The 15,825-nt window shown below is 56.7% G+C and carries 14 protein-coding genes; 11 read left to right on the plus strand and 3 right to left on the minus strand.

All coding sequences use genetic code 11. The annotated features are described in order from the left end of the window. Nucleotides 1-6 precede the first annotated feature (6 nt). Nucleotides 7-465 carry a hypothetical protein gene (locus AC5EFR_RS03385; RefSeq protein ID WP_493574554.1) on the minus strand — a complete coding sequence of 153 codons (459 nt, stop codon included), beginning with the start codon at nt 463-465 and terminating at the stop codon, nt 7-9. A 27-nt stretch (nt 466-492) separates the two neighbouring features. Between AC5EFR_RS03385 and AC5EFR_RS03390 the strand changes: the two genes are divergently transcribed. Together AC5EFR_RS03390 and AC5EFR_RS03395 are read left to right on the plus strand one after the other, a co-directional pair. Then, the gene (locus tag AC5EFR_RS03390) at nt 493-1,086 is read left to right on the plus strand and encodes a GNAT family N-acetyltransferase (RefSeq protein WP_493574555.1); all 594 of its coding nucleotides are present in this window, start codon (nt 493-495) and stop codon (nt 1,084-1,086) included. Then, complete coding sequence (locus AC5EFR_RS03395; RefSeq protein ID WP_493574556.1) at nt 1,083-1,538, plus strand: pentapeptide repeat-containing protein; 456 nt, start codon at nt 1,083-1,085, stop codon at nt 1,536-1,538. Before AC5EFR_RS03390 ends, AC5EFR_RS03395 begins: the two co-directional genes overlap by 4 nt. On the opposite strand, the gene AC5EFR_RS03400 is transcribed toward AC5EFR_RS03395, so the two are convergent. Further along, nucleotides 1,523-2,029 carry a serine O-acetyltransferase gene (locus tag AC5EFR_RS03400; RefSeq protein ID WP_493574557.1) on the minus strand — a complete coding sequence of 169 codons (507 nt, stop codon included), beginning with the start codon at nt 2,027-2,029 and terminating at the stop codon, nt 1,523-1,525. The genes AC5EFR_RS03395 and AC5EFR_RS03400 overlap by 16 nt on opposite strands. A gap of 191 nt (nt 2,030-2,220) precedes the next feature. Between AC5EFR_RS03400 and AC5EFR_RS03405 the strand changes: the two genes are divergently transcribed. Genes AC5EFR_RS03405 through AC5EFR_RS03415 form a run of 3 tightly spaced genes read left to right on the plus strand, consistent with a single transcriptional unit; the run spans nt 2,221 to nt 6,592 of the window. Then, nucleotides 2,221-4,275 carry an acyltransferase family protein gene (locus AC5EFR_RS03405; protein ID WP_493574558.1) on the plus strand — a complete coding sequence of 685 codons (2,055 nt, stop codon included), beginning with the start codon at nt 2,221-2,223 and terminating at the stop codon, nt 4,273-4,275. Beyond that, nucleotides 4,272-5,831 carry a GMC oxidoreductase gene (locus AC5EFR_RS03410; protein ID WP_493574559.1) on the plus strand — a complete coding sequence of 520 codons (1,560 nt, stop codon included), beginning with the start codon at nt 4,272-4,274 and terminating at the stop codon, nt 5,829-5,831. The genes AC5EFR_RS03405 and AC5EFR_RS03410 overlap by 4 nt, the downstream gene beginning before the upstream one ends. Further along, on the plus strand, nt 5,828-6,592 hold the full coding sequence (locus AC5EFR_RS03415; protein ID WP_493574560.1) for an SDR family oxidoreductase: 765 nt from the start codon (nt 5,828-5,830) through the stop codon (nt 6,590-6,592). The genes AC5EFR_RS03410 and AC5EFR_RS03415 overlap by 4 nt, the downstream gene beginning before the upstream one ends. Here the strand turns inward: AC5EFR_RS03415 and AC5EFR_RS03420 are convergent. Beyond that, the gene (locus AC5EFR_RS03420; protein WP_493574561.1) at nt 6,589-7,347 is read right to left on the minus strand and encodes a WecB/TagA/CpsF family glycosyltransferase; all 759 of its coding nucleotides are present in this window, start codon (nt 7,345-7,347) and stop codon (nt 6,589-6,591) included. The two genes, AC5EFR_RS03415 and AC5EFR_RS03420, sit on opposite strands and share 4 nt — an antisense overlap. Before the next feature lie 240 nt (nt 7,348-7,587). Here AC5EFR_RS03420 and AC5EFR_RS03425 point away from each other — a divergent pair, with 240 nt between their 5' ends. From AC5EFR_RS03425 to AC5EFR_RS03450, 6 genes are all read left to right on the plus strand, one after another. Then, entirely contained in the window at nt 7,588-8,712 is a 1,125-nt protein-coding gene (locus AC5EFR_RS03425; protein WP_493574562.1) for a Gfo/Idh/MocA family protein, read from the plus strand. Continuing rightward, entirely contained in the window at nt 8,700-9,671 is a 972-nt protein-coding gene (locus AC5EFR_RS03430; protein WP_493574563.1) for an NAD-dependent epimerase/dehydratase family protein, read from the plus strand. The genes AC5EFR_RS03425 and AC5EFR_RS03430 overlap by 13 nt, the downstream gene beginning before the upstream one ends. 5 nt (nt 9,672-9,676) lie before the next feature. Then, nucleotides 9,677-10,924, plus strand: coding sequence for a glycosyltransferase (locus AC5EFR_RS03435; protein WP_493574564.1), 1,248 nt, complete (start codon nt 9,677-9,679; stop codon nt 10,922-10,924). Beyond that, nucleotides 10,921-11,880 (plus strand): glycosyltransferase family 2 protein, encoded by a 960-nt coding sequence (locus AC5EFR_RS03440; protein WP_493574565.1) that lies wholly within the window; start codon nt 10,921-10,923, stop codon nt 11,878-11,880. The genes AC5EFR_RS03435 and AC5EFR_RS03440 overlap by 4 nt, the downstream gene beginning before the upstream one ends. 12 nt (nt 11,881-11,892) lie before the next feature. Continuing rightward, a complete protein-coding gene (locus AC5EFR_RS03445; RefSeq protein WP_493574566.1) occupies nt 11,893-13,992 on the plus strand; it encodes an NAD-dependent epimerase/dehydratase family protein in 2,100 nt (699 codons plus the stop codon). A gap of 228 nt (nt 13,993-14,220) precedes the next feature. Then, nucleotides 14,221-15,822, plus strand: a complete 1,602-nt coding sequence (locus tag AC5EFR_RS03450) for a CpsD/CapB family tyrosine-protein kinase (protein ID WP_493574567.1) — start codon at nt 14,221-14,223, stop codon at nt 15,820-15,822. Nucleotides 15,823-15,825: the final 3 nt, after the last annotated feature.

Raw genomic sequence — 15,825 nt, forward strand, 5'->3', positions numbered from 1 at the left:
TCCGGTTTAAGGGCTATACACCTTGACGGTTCCATCCTGCATTTTGACAATGCACGACCCTTGGGTGAGCTGCGGATAGCGGCTTTGGGTGCTGGCGGCCACACGTTTCCGGGTTTCACCGGTACAAAGCGGAAGCTCGACCGATTGATAGCCGGTCGAGGACATGCAGGCCGAATAGACGCGGGCGCGGGAGGATTTGTTGACGTCAACGGAATAAACCTCGCCGCCCTCCCAATATCCGCCGGTCGAGTGGCACTTGCCATTGTGGCAATGACGAAAACCGGGGCGATAATAGCGTGGGGTACGCCGGGTGACGATGTTTACCGGATAGGCGGCTGTGGCGCTGCGATGACAGCTTGCGGAGTCTGCATTTCGTTCCGCAGGCGTTCCACCCGCTTTGTATTGAACCTGATCCGAACAACCTGCCAACAAGACAGCCAACAATGCCAATGCTACAGTTTTCACAACGCGCCCCTTTTCGGATACGTCCCAATGACTAGCAAACCTTCTCAAATTCCTCAAGAAAAGCAAGTGGATGACCCAACAGAAGCCGGTTTTGACCGCTTAAAACCCTTTCGAACGACACGGCTTTGGGTGTCGTCGTGGCGGGATACCTTGGAAGATCAATCCGCTCGTCGCGAACTTGAAGCTGATCTAGCCACCATGCTGAGCGCACCGGTCTTGCGCCACCTCCCTGAGCGGGTTCAGTTGGATGACGGACCCGATGCAATCAAGACTTGGATCGCCGATCGCGATACAAGCGCCGCCATTTTTATGATCCAAGACGCCGCCGGTCTGGTCGGATTAATGTTCCTGTTCCGCCCGCCGGATGCGCCGAAAACCGAACCACTTCACCTCGGCTATTTGTTCGGCGAAACCAGCTGGGGCAAGGGTTATGCCTCGGAAATGGTGGTCGGGCTTGTTGAGGCGTTGACCGACGGGCCAGTCATGACCTTGCAGGGCGGGGTTGATGTGAACAACCCGGCGTCTGCACGCGTTCTGGAAAAGGCGGGATTTGTGCGTGACGACGCGCTTTGCAGCGATGAGATTGACATCTTTTCACGGCAAGTGGGGTCGGCACAATGACACAAGCAAACCCCAGACCGCTCAAGATTGAAGTGCAAAAATCCGATGGTGAGGTCACAGCCCGCATCCCTCAACAGCATCCTGGCAAGGATTTGGAAGGGTGCGACTTGTCGGGACAGGATCTTTATCAAGCGCAACTGCAAGGCCGCAATCTAAAGGGGGCGGTTCTTTATTGGGGTAGCCTATGGAATGCTAATTTGGATGGGGCGTGCTTGGTTGACGCCAATATGCGCGGCGCAAATCTACGAGAGGCGTCGCTCGTTGGCGCGGATTTGAGAAACGCCGACTTAGGCCACGATGCGTTCGGAAAAGGCGCATGGTTGCAGGGGGCGACCTTGTCCAAGGCCAATTTGAACCGAGCCAATATGGTTGGCGCGTTCTATGATGATGAGACGGTCTTTCCGGCCGAGTTTCACCCAAGACGACGCGGGATGATTTATGCGCCCGATTGAGTGGTAGAAATCACCCGCGCCGGGATACCGGCAACCGTTGCCCCGGCGGGTACATCACCTGTCACAACAGCGTTTGCGCCAATCACCGCGTGATCGCCCACCGTCAGCGGCCCAATCAACTTAGCCCCTGCCCCGACATCAACATGACCCCCAAGGGTCACCGGCCCGGCCAATGTTACCTGATGAAAGATCATGCAATTGGGGCCGATTTTGCTTTCGGGATGGATGATGATTCCGGTTGGATGGGTCAGCCGCAAACCACCGTCGACCTCGGTGGTCAGATGCAGTTCCGATTGGCAGATCGTCGACCACCAGAGATGATTCAAAACCCAATATTTCGACGACAGTTTGGCTAGGGCACCCTCTTTTTGACGTGCGGCCTGATAGCGGCGCATGGCGCGGATCATCTTTTTGCCCGGCTCCCAAAACCGGTCAATCTTTTCGCGTGACCAATCGGGATCGGTTGCTGAAACCCCTATTTCCTGTACCATTTTGTCTCAGTTTCCCCTCGGCCCGCGAAAACGCCAAATTCCTGCCAAGATTTGAGCCATCCTTGAAGGTATGGCAACACTTAGCCGTCACCCTGCGCCACGAATCCCTTGTGGTGAGGCACTGACACCCGGAGAATCCGGAAGGACATTGGAATGATCGCGCGATTTGCCGCCTTGGGGAACGCCCTCACATGACGCAGCACATCTCACATAATCAACCTTATCGCAGTGATATTGATGGGCTGCGCGCCTTTGCCGTGCTGTCGGTTGTGCTCTACCATTTCGGGGTTCCGTTGCAGGGCGGGTTTGTTGGCGTTGATATCTTCTTTGTCATCTCCGGATTTCTGATCGGCGGGTTGTTGTGGCGTGAATATGATCACACCGGAACAATCTGGTTGTTGAACTTTTACGTGCGGCGGTTTCGCCGTTTGGCCCCGGCGTTTTTCGCCATGGTTTTGGTCACGGGCGCATTGGCGTGGGCCATCTTGTTGCCCTTTGAATATCGCGAATTTGGCAAGGCTGCGATTGCGGCGACCGTCTATTTGTCGAACGTGCTTTTTTACCGCCAAGCAGGGTATTTCGATGCTGCGTCCGAGGAAAAACCACTATTGCATACGTGGTCCTTGGCGGTCGAAGAGCAGTTTTACATCTTCTTGCCGCTGCTGATCCTACTTTTGGCCCGATCCCGCCGCGGGCTTTTGGCGGCGATGGTCGGATGTTGGGTGCTGTCATTCATCGCGTGCATAACAATGACGCCAACCCACCCGATGGCGGCGTTTTACCTTTTCCCGTTCCGCGCTTGGGAAATGCTAACCGGCGTGTTGTTGGCCATATGGGGCTATCAAACCGAACGCAAATGGCGCGGTTTTGCGATCCTCAGTTGGCTTGGTTTGGCCCTGCTCATCCTATCGGTTTTCCTGATCCCAGCCGGGCCGATGTTCCCAGGCCTTTTGGCCTTAGCCCCCGTCTTGGGCACCGTGCTCTTGCTTGCCAATGGCACCGGCAAGAACACGGTGAACCGGATGCTATGTCACCCGGTTGCGGTTTTCTTCGGGCTGATATCCTATTCTCTCTACCTGTGGCATTGGCCAATCTATACGCTCTCTACCTATTTGCGCGGTGGTCACGCCAATCTGTTTGAATCTCTTCTCTGGATGGGGCTGTCCGTCGCCATCGCTTGGCTATCGTGGAAGGTGGTCGAAACCCCCGTTCGCCGCGCCCGTCGGTTACCCGGTGGTGTGGTTTTGGGTGGCATGGCCGCGGCCTCAATCACAACGCTGGCACTGGGCGGTTGGATTTTCAAATCTGACGGCGCACCGAACCGGTTCTCTCCCGAGGCCCAACCGCACATCGCGGCGACCGGTGATTTCCTTCAGGATTGGAGCCGCTGTTATGTGGCCGACACGTTGCCACTCGATGGGTTAGAGGTCTGCCCCATCGGGCCAGAGGGCGCGCCCAAAGTTTTGGTGTGGGGTGACAGCCATGTGCGCGCCTTCAAAGAAGGGCTCGACCTTGCCGCGCATGAGGCCAGTGTTCCCGGCGTGATCATCTGGCGCGCCGGATGTGCCCCGCTCTTCGGGCTCCGCAAAACCGAAACCTCGGCCACGCCTGCACAAAACACCGAATGCACCCATGCCAATCTGCAAATCCAACAAAGCTTTGCCCGGTTGGAAAGCCTTGAAACCATCCTGCTTATTGGCCGTTGGGCCTATTATTTGTCGGGCACGGGTGTGGGGCTTGATGCTCACAACGCCATCTCAATTCACCCCACGGACGGCGCGCAAAAACTATCGCTAAGTCAGCCACAGTTGATCACCCATGCCGCCCGAGAAACCGTTGGGTTTTTGAGAGGTCGGTTTAATCAGGTCCATGTCCTGCGCCAGCCTCCGGAAATTCCCAATTACGACGCGCGTCTTGCGGCCCGTGAAACCGCACATGGCGGCCTGCCTTTGGCAGCCAAACCAGTGACCCAATCAACGGCGACGGTTGACGCGTTAGCAGTTCGGGCCGCAATGGCAGATGCACCTTGGCTTCCACTGGCCGAAAGTGGGGCCATCAGTTGGATCGACAGCTGGCCAGAGTTTTGCGACGAGGCCACCTGTCATGCGTTGCATGAAAATACCGGGCAATATTTCGACAACAACCACGTCACCAATTCCGCCGCATTGCGCGTGCGTGGCCTGTTTGCCCCGATTTTTGCATCGGTGACGCGGCAATCTGCCCTTGCCCAGGATGCCGGTCAATGACTCTGAGCGCGACGCATTGGGACGCCATCGTAATTGGGACAGGGATTGGCGGTGGTACAATCGGAAGAGCCTTGGCTGAGGCGGGTCAAAACGTCCTGTTTCTTGAGCAAGGAGCGGCGGGGTATCGCAGCGAAGAGAACGGATTGTCCGATATCTTTGTACCCGAGGCCCGGTTGGCACGCGGCATGTGGCCAACGCCCTTGCATGTGCGATTGAACGGTCAGGACCAGACGTTTTATGCGCCTCTTGGCGCCGGTGTTGGAGGCTCATCGGCGTTCTATGCCGCGACACTTGAACGCCCAGAGCGTCATGATCTTGAGGAAACACCAGACCAGCCACATCCAACCGATGGCTGGCCGGTCACATATGATGACATGACCCCGTGGTATGCCAAAGCGGCGGAAACATATCGGGTTTATGGGTCTCATGACCCTTTGTCGTCTGAGCCTCCCCTACCTTTGCGCACTCCGCCGGATTTGAATGACACCGAAGCCAGTTTGATGGGTAGTTTGCGTCAATCTGGGTTGACCCCCTACCATGCCCATACCGGGATCGAACGCATTGACGGATGCCGCAATTGCCTTGGGGTGAAATGCCCCAAGACGTGCAAAATGGATGGCCGCTCTGCTGGGGTTGAGCCAGCTTTGGCCACAGGCAATGCCACTTTGGCGACCAATGCCAAAGTGACCCGCCTTTTGGAAAACCAAGGGCAGATTTCCGGGGTTGAGGTATCCATCGACGAAACATCGCAAACCCTAAAAGCCAGTCGCTACATTCTTGCCGGCGGGGCTTTGGGGTCTGCGAAATTGCTTTTGGCATCGGCCAACTCCGATCACCCCTTGGGTTTGGCCAATAGTTCCGGGCTTGTCGGGCGCAACCTGATGTTTCATCTGAACGAAATGTTCGCGTTGTGGCCCAAGCGCGGCACCCGCGATAGCGGTGCCACCAAGGCGATTTCCTTGCGGGATTTGTATCATCAAAACGGCGCGCGTTTCGGCACGATCCAAGCCATGGGCATTCGCGCGTCCTATGGTGAGATTGTCCATTACCTGAACTTGATGCTGGCCCGATCCCCCTTGGCCAAGGTTCCGGGCCTCGCCCAATTGACCCGCATTCCCGCCGCTATTGCGCACAAACTTTTTGGCCACGCGCAAATCTTTGTCGGCCTTATGGAAGACCTTCCCTATCCTGAAAACCGAGTCATCTATGACCCGTATCACCCGGACAAGCTTGCGATCGAATATGAGTTTAAACCGGAGCTTTTGGAGCGGCGGCGGGCGTTTCGAAGGGCTATCCGCAAGGCGATGCGCGGTCACCGCCGCGCTTTTCTAGGGATGAGCCCTGAACTCAACTATGGGCACCCCTGCGGGACCGTTCGCTTTGGCCACGACCCCAAAACCTCTGTTCTGGATACCAATTGCCGGGCGCATGATATTGGCAATTTGTGGGTTGTGGACGCAAGCTTTATGCCGACATCCATGGGCGTGAACCCAAGTTTGACCATTGCCGCCAACGCCTTACGGGTTGCGGATGCTATCACAAGGGAAGCCGCATGACCGTCATCACACCCAATGATGGACTCGCCATTGTCACCGGGGCCGGATCCGGCCTTGGCCGCGCTTTGGCGACCGAGCTGGTTGAGAAAGGTTTTACCGTTGCAGGAACCGGCCGCCGCCAGAGCGCCCTAGATGAAACTCGCGACCGTCTTGGCCAAAACTTCTTGCCTATCCGGATGGATGTTGCGGACGGGGTTGCGGTTTCGGAGGGGTTTTCCAAGCTTGTTTCGGACCAGGGCGACATCGCGATTTTAATCAACAATGCCGCCGTCTATCCCCATCGTGATTTTTTGGCGGAATCCCCGGAAAGCTTTGCTCAAACCCTCCAAATCAACCTCGGCGGTGTCCTAAATTGCAGTCACGCCGTCTTGCAAAACATGGCCCTACGCGGCGAAGGTCGCATTCTCAATGTCGCAACATTTGCGGATTTGAACCCGCTTCCTGCAAGTTCAGCTTATTCTGTGTCCAAGGGCGCGGCCCGCATTTTAACCCGGGCTATGATCGCGGATTTGAGTGACCGTTTCCCCGGTATCGTCATAAGCGATTGGATGCCCGGCATGTTGCAAACCGAGATGGGAATTCCGGATGGCATTCCGCCAGAACAAGCCGCGAAGTGGGGTGCGAAGCTGGCCTTGTTACGCGATCCCTCTTTGACCGGATCGGTGTTCGAAATGGGGAGCGAGATCCTGCCGCCGCGCGGATTAAAGGGAAAGATCAAGGACGTGCTTTTGCTACGTCGTCAAAAACCGCGTCAGCTCTAATCTTTGCGCAAGCGCAACATGACGGCGCGCGTCATATGCCCCGGTAAAATAGCAGCGCATTTCAGGTAGCGCCCGGCAAGGCGTTTGGGATCGGACAGCATCCGCCACAACCATTCGACCTGAAACCGTTGCGCCCAATCCGGAGCGCGTTTCTGCGTCCCGGCAAAAAAATCCAGCCCGGCCCCAATGGACACGAACCCCACTTCGGGCGCTACTTTTCGGCCCAGCGCCGCAAACACCTCTTGGCGCGGTGCCCCCATGGCCACAAAACACAAACGCGCCCCGGAATCCGCCACGCGTTCCAAAATGGCCTTGGCCGCATCGCCCGAGGGATCAAACCCCATGGGTGGCGCGATACAACTCACCACTTCAAGGTCACGGACCTCGCGCTCCAAATAAGCTGCGGCGGCCTTTAACACCGGGTCGGTCGAGCCGATCAGAGCCACGCCAACCCCCTGTTTTGCCGCCATTTTTGCCAGCGGCAGGATGGCTTCGGATCCGGGGATAAGCGATACGGGACGCCCGGCGATATGGGACATCCAGACAATCGGATTGCCATCGGCGCAGACGAAATCCTGCGCCGCATAAGCGCTCCGAAACTCGGCCGAGGCCCCCAGCTTGACCAGGTGATCAAGGTTAATTGTTGCCAGGGCAAACCCTTTGCGTTGGGCCCAGCGTTCGGTAACACGCGCTTCAAGGACGGCCCAATTGGGCACGTTCACATCGATTTTTCGCGCGTCGAACTGAAATTCCATGGCAGCCTTTCCTTAATATGCCTGACATAATGCAATTTGCGCGCAACATAAGTGCCAAATAGGCAACAGCAAGGCGAATTCCCGCGATAGTGATGCCGCGCTGCCGCATTTTTGTGAATAACCCGTGTGGTTTGCCGAATTCTGGCCATGATTTTGAGGTTAATTCACCGAATAGAAATGGTGGGGCGGTAGACGTGTCAGAATGGACGTTCCGAGTAAGCACCCCAAAGGGGGCATGTGATGACCAATAAAGTGTGCCTTTTGGGCTGCGGGTTCGTGGCCGACCTGTACATGCGGTCGCTTGCTGCAATGCCCGAGGTTGAGGTTGTCGGGGTCTATGATCTGAACGCCGCGCGGCTTGCGCAATTTTGCCAGTTTTGGAGCGTTGCTGCAAAACCGTCTTTTGACGCCCTTCTGTCCGACGCTCCCGATGCAATCATTTTGAACCTGACCAACCCCTCGGCGCATTTCGAAACCACCAAAACCTGTCTTGAGGCCGGGCGGCATGTCTATTCGGAAAAGCCGCTGGCCATGACGGTTGAGGATGCCAAGGCCCTGCATGGTCTTGCCGCTGAAAAAGGGCTGATGTTGGCCTCTGCCCCCTGTTCGTCATTGGGTGAGGCGGCGCAGACCCTAGGACATGCGTTGCGCCATGACATCGCGGGAACACCACGGGCGATTTATGCGGAGCTGGATGACGGATTTATCCCTCAAGCAGCCTACAAAAAATGGCTATCGGAATCCGGAGCACCTTGGCCCTATGAAGATGAATTTCGCGTTGGTTGCACCTTGGAGCACGCAGGATATTACTTAGGCTGGTTGATTTCTTGGTTTGGCACGGTGCGCACGGTTGTCGCCGCCTCGGCTGAAACGATCCCAAACAAAGAGGGCACCGGCCCCTTTGCACCAGACCTCTCTGTTGCAACGCTGTTCTTTGAAAACGGCCCGGTAACGCGATTGACCTGTTCGATCACCGCACCGCATGACCATTCGATCCGTATCACCGGCGACAAGGGTGTCCTAAGCTGCAAGGCCGCCTGGGACAACGCCGCCAAGGTACGCTTTGCCAAGCGGATGACCTTGCGCCGCCGATTGATGGAAAACCCCTTTCCCAAACGGATCAAATTGGCCCAGCCGACCCATCCTAAGGTTAAACGTTGGGGCGCGGCAGCGATGAACTTTATGCTTGGCCCGGCTGAAATGTGCGAGGCCCTAAACCAAGGTCGCGCGTGTCGCCTTTCCAATGACTTTGCGCTTCATATGACCGAGGTCACTCTGGCCATCCAAAACGCCGGAGAACACAGCGGCGCGCAAAAAATGACCACCACCTGCAAGCCGATGGAGCCTATGCCATGGGCAATGTGACCCGCATTTTGATCACCGGTGCCAACGGCTTTGTTGGCCGTGCAGCAGTGGCCGAGGCCCGCCGTCAAGGTCTTGACGTTGTTGCGGTCTATCGCCGTGAGCCGCTTAAAAGCTGGGCCAATGATCCGGGCATCTTTGCCCAGCGCGCCGACCTCTCTGATCGCGAAAGCATTGGCTTGCTCAAAGAGGCTATGAGTGACGTCGGTGCCGTTATTCATGCCGCTGCCCATTTGGGGGGTGACGCCGACAAACATACCGATGATACTCTGCGCGGCACGGAAACGTTGCTGGACGCCATGCGGGGGAGTGAGGCACAGCTTGTCTTGGTCAGCTCAATCGCGGTGTATGACACAATGCAATTGGACCCCGGCGCGTCATTGACTGAAGGCAGCCCTCTGGAAAGCCCGGAAACGGCCCGCGACGCCTATACCTCCGCAAAACTTCGCCAAGAAGCCCAATGTTCCGAAGCCGGTCGCCCGGTTTGGCTCTTACGACCGGGCGCGGTCTATGGTCCAGGACGGACATGGCACGCGTTGTTGGGGTTTTGGGCGTCCAAGGCGCATGTTCAAATCAACTCGGGCGGGCAACTACCTTTGGTCCATGTGGATCATCTGGCAACGTCCTTGATAGCGGCAACCAAGACGCCACCAAACGACCTCCAAGCGGTAAACGTTATTGATGACGACCTTCCGACACGCGCTCGTTTTCTGGAAACGCATCGGAAACTCGCTGGCTGGCCACGTTTGGTGTTGCCTATACCTTACGCGCTTTGGTTAACCGGGGTACGGGCACTCAAACCATTTGCGCACAAGCTCCCCGGTTTGTTCCAAGAACCGATCTTGCGCGCCCGGATGATGCCCCTTCGCTACCCCAACACGGCGCTTCGGTCGTTTCTGGGCGGTGCAGATCGTGCGCCATTCGAAGACATGTTGAAACAAAGTTTGGAGGGCCAAGAATGACGGGAATGACCCTGCCGAAAATCGCCTATTTGACCGGGGAATACCCGCGGGCGTCGGACACCTTTATTCAACGTGAGGTCGCGGCGCTGCGCAAACATGGGCACGAGGTCGAAACCTGTTCGATCCGCACCACAGGGGCTGAACACCTTGTTGGACCGGAGCAACGGGACGAACACGCCCGCACCTTCAAGGTTTTGGATGCCGCGAAAAATCCTATGCGTTTGATCCGGTCACATCTGCGCTGGCTGCGGACGCCCGGACGTTATGCAAAGGCATTGGGATTGGCGTGGCGCACCGCCCCCAAGGGGATCAAGGGCCGTCTCTATAACCTGATCTATTTCCTTGAGGCCGGCGTTTTGGCGGCGCATTTACAGGATCAAGGGGTCACCCATCTACACAACCACATCGCCAAGGCATCTTGCACAGTTGCGATGTTGTCCGAGGCGCTGTCTGGTATTCCCTATAGCTTTACGATTCATGGGCCTGACATTTTCTTTGAGCCGCATCACTGGCGCATCGACGAAAAGACCAAGCGCGCCCGTTTTGTCGCCTGTATCAGCGATTATTGCCGTTCACAGCTTATGTGTTTTGCCGATCAATCAGATTGGGACAAGCTACATATCGTGCATTGTGGGATCGAACCCGACCGTTATGGAAAGACCTGGCATTCAGGGCAGAGGTTGCTGTTTGTCGGACGTTTGGCGGCGGTCAAAGGCGTCCCGATTCTTTTCCAAGCTATTGATAAGCTTAAGGGCGACATGCCCGAGCTTCAGCTTAAACTGATTGGGGACGGCCCCGAACGCACCACATTGGAAAGCATGTCGAAACGGCTTGGGCTTGATGATCAGGTGGAATTTTTGGGCTACAAAAACCAATCTGAGGTTGCTGAGGCCCTATTGCAAACAGACCTATTTGTCTTGCCCAGCTTTGCCGAAGGTGTGCCGGTTGTCTTGATGGAGGCGATGGCCTCGGGCGTGCCGGTCATCACCACGCAAATTGCGGGTATCCCAGAACTGGTGAGCCACGGCGAAAGCGGCTGGCTTGTCCCGCCCGGTGATGTTGACGCCCTCTGCGCCGCGCTAACCCGCGCCTTCATTGATCCGCCTGAACGCCAAGCCATGGGTGAAGAAGGCCGCGAAACCGTTGAGGCCCATTTCAACACCCACAAAGAAGCCGCTTGGCTATCGCAACTCATTTGTGGCTATGCCGATGATAACGCTCCTACAACCAAACGCCCGGAGCCAACGCAATGACCCCGGTAGATGTTGTTTTGATCGGCCGCAACGAAGGCGCGCGATTGGTCGCGGCGCTGGCATCCGTTCAAGGCCAAGCGCGGCAGGTTGTTTACGTCGATAGCGGGTCAAGCGACAATAGCATTGGCGAGGCCCGCAACCATGGGGCCACCGTGGTAGAATTGGATATGTCCACGCCGTTCACCGCCGCCCGTGCACGAAACGCGGGGTTTGACGCCTTGGATGACCCGCAACTGGTGATGTTTATCGACGGCGATTGCATGTTGGTTGATGGGTTCATCGACGCCGGCCGCGCCTATCTAGAGGCCAATCCAAAAACCGGGATGGTGACGGGATGGCGCTCTGAAATCCATCGTAACGCCAGCCTTTACAATCAGCTGTGCGATTGGGAATGGCGACGCCCCACCGGTGTGATTGAGGCCTGTGGCGGTGATATGTTGGTCCGGGCCGAGGCATGGCAAGGCATTGGCGGCATGGACCCAACGGTGATCGCCGCCGAAGACGATGAGTTTTGCACGCGATTGCGCAAAGCCGGATGGGTCTTGGAACGCATCCCCCATGAAATGACCCGCCATGACGCCAACATGATGACGTTCGGCCAATGGTGGAGCCGCGCCGTGCGCACCGGTCATGGTTTTGCTCAGGTTGGGCATCTGCACCCCGAATACTTTGCCAAAGAACGCAAACGCGTCTTGGTCTATGGGCTTGTTGTGCCGCTCCTCATTTTGCTGAGCTTCGCCTTTGCTTGGTGGCTCCCCCTGATCCTGATCGGGATTTATGAGCTGAACTATATCCGCACTGCCCAAGGGTTGATCCGCGATGGCTTGCCCAAGCGCGAGGCATGGCGGCATTCCTTGCTGCTCACCCTATCCAAATTTCCAAATCTTATCGGTATGGCCAAATTTCACCTGCGCAGGCTGCGTGGTGATGAAATGCGCCTGATTGAATACAAGTAGAGGTCTTGAATTATGTCTTCTGAAACCCGCGTGGGCCTGATCGGGGCCGGTTATATTGCGACATGGCATGCCGATGCGCTTAGGGCGACTTCGGGTGTTTCGCTATGCGCGATTTGTGACGTTAACGAAACGGCGGCCAAAGGGTTCGCAGAGGGCTACGGGCTTCGCGCGTTTTCGTCCGTCCAAGACCTTATTGATGCCAAATGCTGCGACGCGGTCCATATCCTAACCCCGCCGCATCTTCATGAGGCAATTGCCATTCAATGCCTTGAGGCCGGGTTACATGTTCTGGTCGAAAAGCCAGTGGCAGAAAGCGCCGATGCCACCCGCGCCATTCAGGCCGCCGCCGAGGCGTCAGGCAAGCATTTTCATGCCGGGCATAATTTCTTGGGGCTACCCTCCTATAACAAGATGAAAGCGGCGATGAACGCTGGCGACTATGGCGTCATCTCTGGTGCTGAAATCACATGGTCCTTGCCGCTGGCCCCTTTGCGCTCGGGGCCGTATAACCTGTGGCTTTTGCGCGAACCGCGTAACCTTCTACTCGAACTTGGGCCCCATCTTGTGGCCTTTGCCCATGATTTGTTTGGTGACATCGAGGTTGTGTTTTCCGATGCCGCCAAACCCGCCTATCTACCGGGCGATGACCCACGTCCGCAAAGCTTTCGCATTTTGGCGCGCGCGGGTGGTGTCGACATAACCTTTGCCATTTCCATGGTTGAAACGGTGGATGATCGTTCGGTCACATTGCGCGGATCGTCTGCGCGGGCACGGCTTGACTATGCGCAAGATGTATTGGTCGTCGAACGGGAAAACCCGTCTGATCTGGTGATCAACCCGCTGCGCAAGCAGTTGGATTTATCATGCCAACACCTGTGGCAAGGCACAAAAAACGCCGCGATTCAGTTTAAATCACTGAACACCAAAAACCCCTATGGTCAAAGCTTCCTTGGTATGGACGCTGCGATCTATTCGGCCTTGGCCAAGGACGAGGCAGAGCCACGTTGGGCCGGGCCGTCAGCCGTGTCAGTGATGCAAACACTAGATGATGCGATCAACCTTTTGCCATCCGACGTGTTGGCCGTCAAAGCCCCCGCTGTACAAACCCGAAACCCGAAACCAACGGCAATGGTGATTGGCGGCACTGGCTTTATCGGCCGCGAATTGACCCGCCGTTTGGTGGCAGATGGGCGCGACGTGCGCGTGTTGTCACGCGGCAAAACCGGCCCCTTCCCTGACCTTCCCGACACTGTTGAAACAGTCGGGGTATCCCTGCACGACTTGGACGGTTTGACCGAGGCGATGAAAGGAATCGACGTTGTTTTCAACCTTGCCAAGGCCATGGAAACTACATGGGCCGATTGCCTGATCAATGACGTTGGTGTTGCCACGCGCATTGGCATGGCCTGTGAAAAAGCCGGGGTCAAACGGCTGGTCTATACCGGCACCATCGCCAGCTATGACATGTCGAACCCCTATTCGGAAATCACCGAAGAGACCGGGTTCCCCGAGGATATGAGTGATCGCAACCTGTATGCGCGCTCCAAAGCCGAATGCGAACGTCAGCTTATGACCCTGCATCGTGAGCGAGGTTTGCCCGTGGTCATAGCCCGCCCCGGCATTGTGGTCGGCCCCGGTGGTCCCTTACAGCATTGGGGGATCGGGCGTTGGCACGGGGCCGGTGCCGTGCGTATTTGGGGTCATGGACGCAACATTCTGCCGTTTGTTTTGAACGAAGACATTGCCGATGGCTTGGTTCGGATGATCGACGCGCCGGTAGACGGGCAGAGTTTCAACCTAATTGGTGAACCGATGCTGACGGCGCGCGACTATTTTGACGCCATCCACGAGGCTTTGGGCGCGCGCATTCGGGTCAGCCCCGGCAATTTGACGGCGTTTTACGCCAGCGATGCGGTCAAATATACGCTCAAGAAATATGCGCTTCGCCGCAAGGGTGTGATCCGCCCGTCTTTGGCCGATTGGAAAAGTCGCGCGCACTTTACCCCCTTTGTGAACAGAAAACCCAAGGATGTTCTGGGCTGGCGTCCAGAGGGTGATAAGGCGACCTTTATTGAAAAGGCGATCACAAAGGCCAATCTTATTGGATGTTGATGTAACCCAGTGATCGGCACGGCGCGGAAACGTGAACAATCCTCGCAAATCTGACTTATTCTAGCCAGATTCACCTGCTTTAACCGGTTTCCAAGTGAAAGGCCTACGCCAGATTGGGCCGAGTGAGTCGGAGTTGAGCAGTCAAATGAGACAGGATGCGAGGATCGCAAATCGTTTTGCGCGTGGCCAGAAACGTGTCTTCATTGGACCGCCATTGGAGCGCGAGGCATGAATATGATGGATAAGCGCAAATTCCGCCGCAAGTACAAAGGTCTTGCCGACGCCGACGAGGTTTCGGAAGCAACGCGTATCGCCGAAGAGCAAGCCAAAAGGGATGCCGCCAAGCTGCAAGCACAGCAAGAAGCGGCGGCGCAGGAACGTTTGGCCGCCCAACAGCTTGCAGAAAAGAAACAGCGTGACGCAGAGCAAAAGGCCAAGGAGTTGGCCCGCCTTGAGGAAGAGAAACGAGCCAAGGAAAAAGCGCAGGCTGAACAAGAGGCCAAGCGCCGTGCCGAACAAGAGCGGTTAGCCCGTGAACAAGCGGAGGCTGAAAAGTTACGCTTGGCTCAAGAGGCGCGACTTGCCGAGGAGCAAGCCAAAGAGAAACACCGCCTTGAACGCGAAAAACGCGCTGCCGAGGAAAAGGCCGAACACGACCGGCGTGCGGCGGAGCGGAAAAAAGCAGAGCTAGAAGCCAAGCGGCTAGCCCAAATCGAAGAGCAACGTCAAGCGGACGAAGCCGCCGCCGCCCGTTTGGCCGAAGAAAAACGGCTGGCCGAAAAGCATGCTGCTGAGCGCGCTTTGAAAGAAGCCGAACGTCGTGCGGAGGCAAAGAAACGTGCTCAGGCACGCGAAGATGCACGCATTGCGGAACAAAAACGCTTGGAACAAGAGCGCCTTGAGGCCGAGCAGGAGGCGCAACGCCGGGCTGACGAGGAACGTCACAAAGCGGAACTGAAGGCTCAGAAGGACGCCGAGGAACGCGCGCAAGAGAAACGTTTGGCCGATGAAAAACGCCTTGCCAAGGCGCGGGCAGAGGACGCCTTGCGATTGGAGCAACAGAAAGCCGAGGCCGTGCGTCAAGCGGAACTTGCCGCGAATCCACCGACCCCATGGCAACGGCTTGGTGAGTTTTCGGTGAACGCGGCACATTTGGCGCGCCATCGTATCATCACCGCAGAACGCGAGGACCCGGCCTATACCGCGTTTGACGTGCTGCGGACCCGTTTGCTTCAGGCGTTGTCCGACAATGGGTGGAGCAGGGTTGCCATCACTTCGCCGACAAAGGACTGCGGAAAAACCTTTACCGCCGCCAACTTGGCCATCAGTCTGTCGCGGCAGGAAAATTGCCGCACCCTTTTGTTGGATTGCGACATGCGCCGTCCTAGCCTTCATCGCGCCATGGGCGTCACCGACCCCGGTGCAATGGGCGATATGTTGCGCGGAAAAATCGACCCTGCCCAGCATTTGGTCCGGCTTGGCGACAATGGCATCCACGCCGGTCGCAACATCGCCTTTGGTTTCAACGGTATCGTTGAGCCTTATGCATCGGAGCTTTTGCAAGATCCTCGGACCGGTCAAACACTTGATCTTATCGAAGAAGCGATGGAGCCGGATGTCATGCTTTTCGATTTGCCGCCCGCGCTTTACTACGACGACGTCATCGCCTTTCGGCCAATGTTTGATGGGGTTTTGCTTGTTGTTGGCGGGGGCACAACAACCGAAAAAGAGATCAAAGAAGTTGAACGCCGTCTGGGTGAATCGACGCCTTTGCTTGGCATGGTTTTGAACAAAGCCGAGCAGACCGAGATCAACCGCTACCAGTATTGATCA

The sequence above is a fragment of the Pelagimonas sp. genome (genome assembly GCF_058892305.1).

Bases quoted from the DNA above. Each gene is read 5' to 3' on its own strand.
- AC5EFR_RS03430 (WP_493574563.1), top strand. From the start codon at position 8,700: ATGGGCAATGTGACCCGCATTTTGATCACCGGTGCCAACGGCTTTGTT.
- AC5EFR_RS03450 (WP_493574567.1), top strand. From the start codon at position 14,221: ATGAATATGATGGATAAGCGCAAATTCCGCCGCAAGTACAAAGGTCTT.
- AC5EFR_RS03425 (WP_493574562.1), top strand. From the start codon at position 7,588: ATGACCAATAAAGTGTGCCTTTTGGGCTGCGGGTTCGTGGCCGACCTG.
- AC5EFR_RS03440 (WP_493574565.1), top strand. From the start codon at position 10,921: ATGACCCCGGTAGATGTTGTTTTGATCGGCCGCAACGAAGGCGCGCGA.
- AC5EFR_RS03395 (WP_493574556.1), top strand. From the start codon at position 1,083: ATGACACAAGCAAACCCCAGACCGCTCAAGATTGAAGTGCAAAAATCC.
- AC5EFR_RS03390 (WP_493574555.1), top strand. From the start codon at position 493: ATGACTAGCAAACCTTCTCAAATTCCTCAAGAAAAGCAAGTGGATGAC.
- AC5EFR_RS03420 (WP_493574561.1), bottom strand. From the start codon at position 7,347: ATGGAATTTCAGTTCGACGCGCGAAAAATCGATGTGAACGTGCCCAAT.
- AC5EFR_RS03445 (WP_493574566.1), top strand. From the start codon at position 11,893: ATGTCTTCTGAAACCCGCGTGGGCCTGATCGGGGCCGGTTATATTGCG.
- AC5EFR_RS03410 (WP_493574559.1), top strand. From the start codon at position 4,272: ATGACTCTGAGCGCGACGCATTGGGACGCCATCGTAATTGGGACAGGG.
- AC5EFR_RS03400 (WP_493574557.1), bottom strand. From the start codon at position 2,029: ATGGTACAGGAAATAGGGGTTTCAGCAACCGATCCCGATTGGTCACGC.
- AC5EFR_RS03415 (WP_493574560.1), top strand. From the start codon at position 5,828: ATGACCGTCATCACACCCAATGATGGACTCGCCATTGTCACCGGGGCC.
- AC5EFR_RS03435 (WP_493574564.1), top strand. From the start codon at position 9,677: ATGACCCTGCCGAAAATCGCCTATTTGACCGGGGAATACCCGCGGGCG.
- AC5EFR_RS03405 (WP_493574558.1), top strand. From the start codon at position 2,221: ATGACGCAGCACATCTCACATAATCAACCTTATCGCAGTGATATTGAT.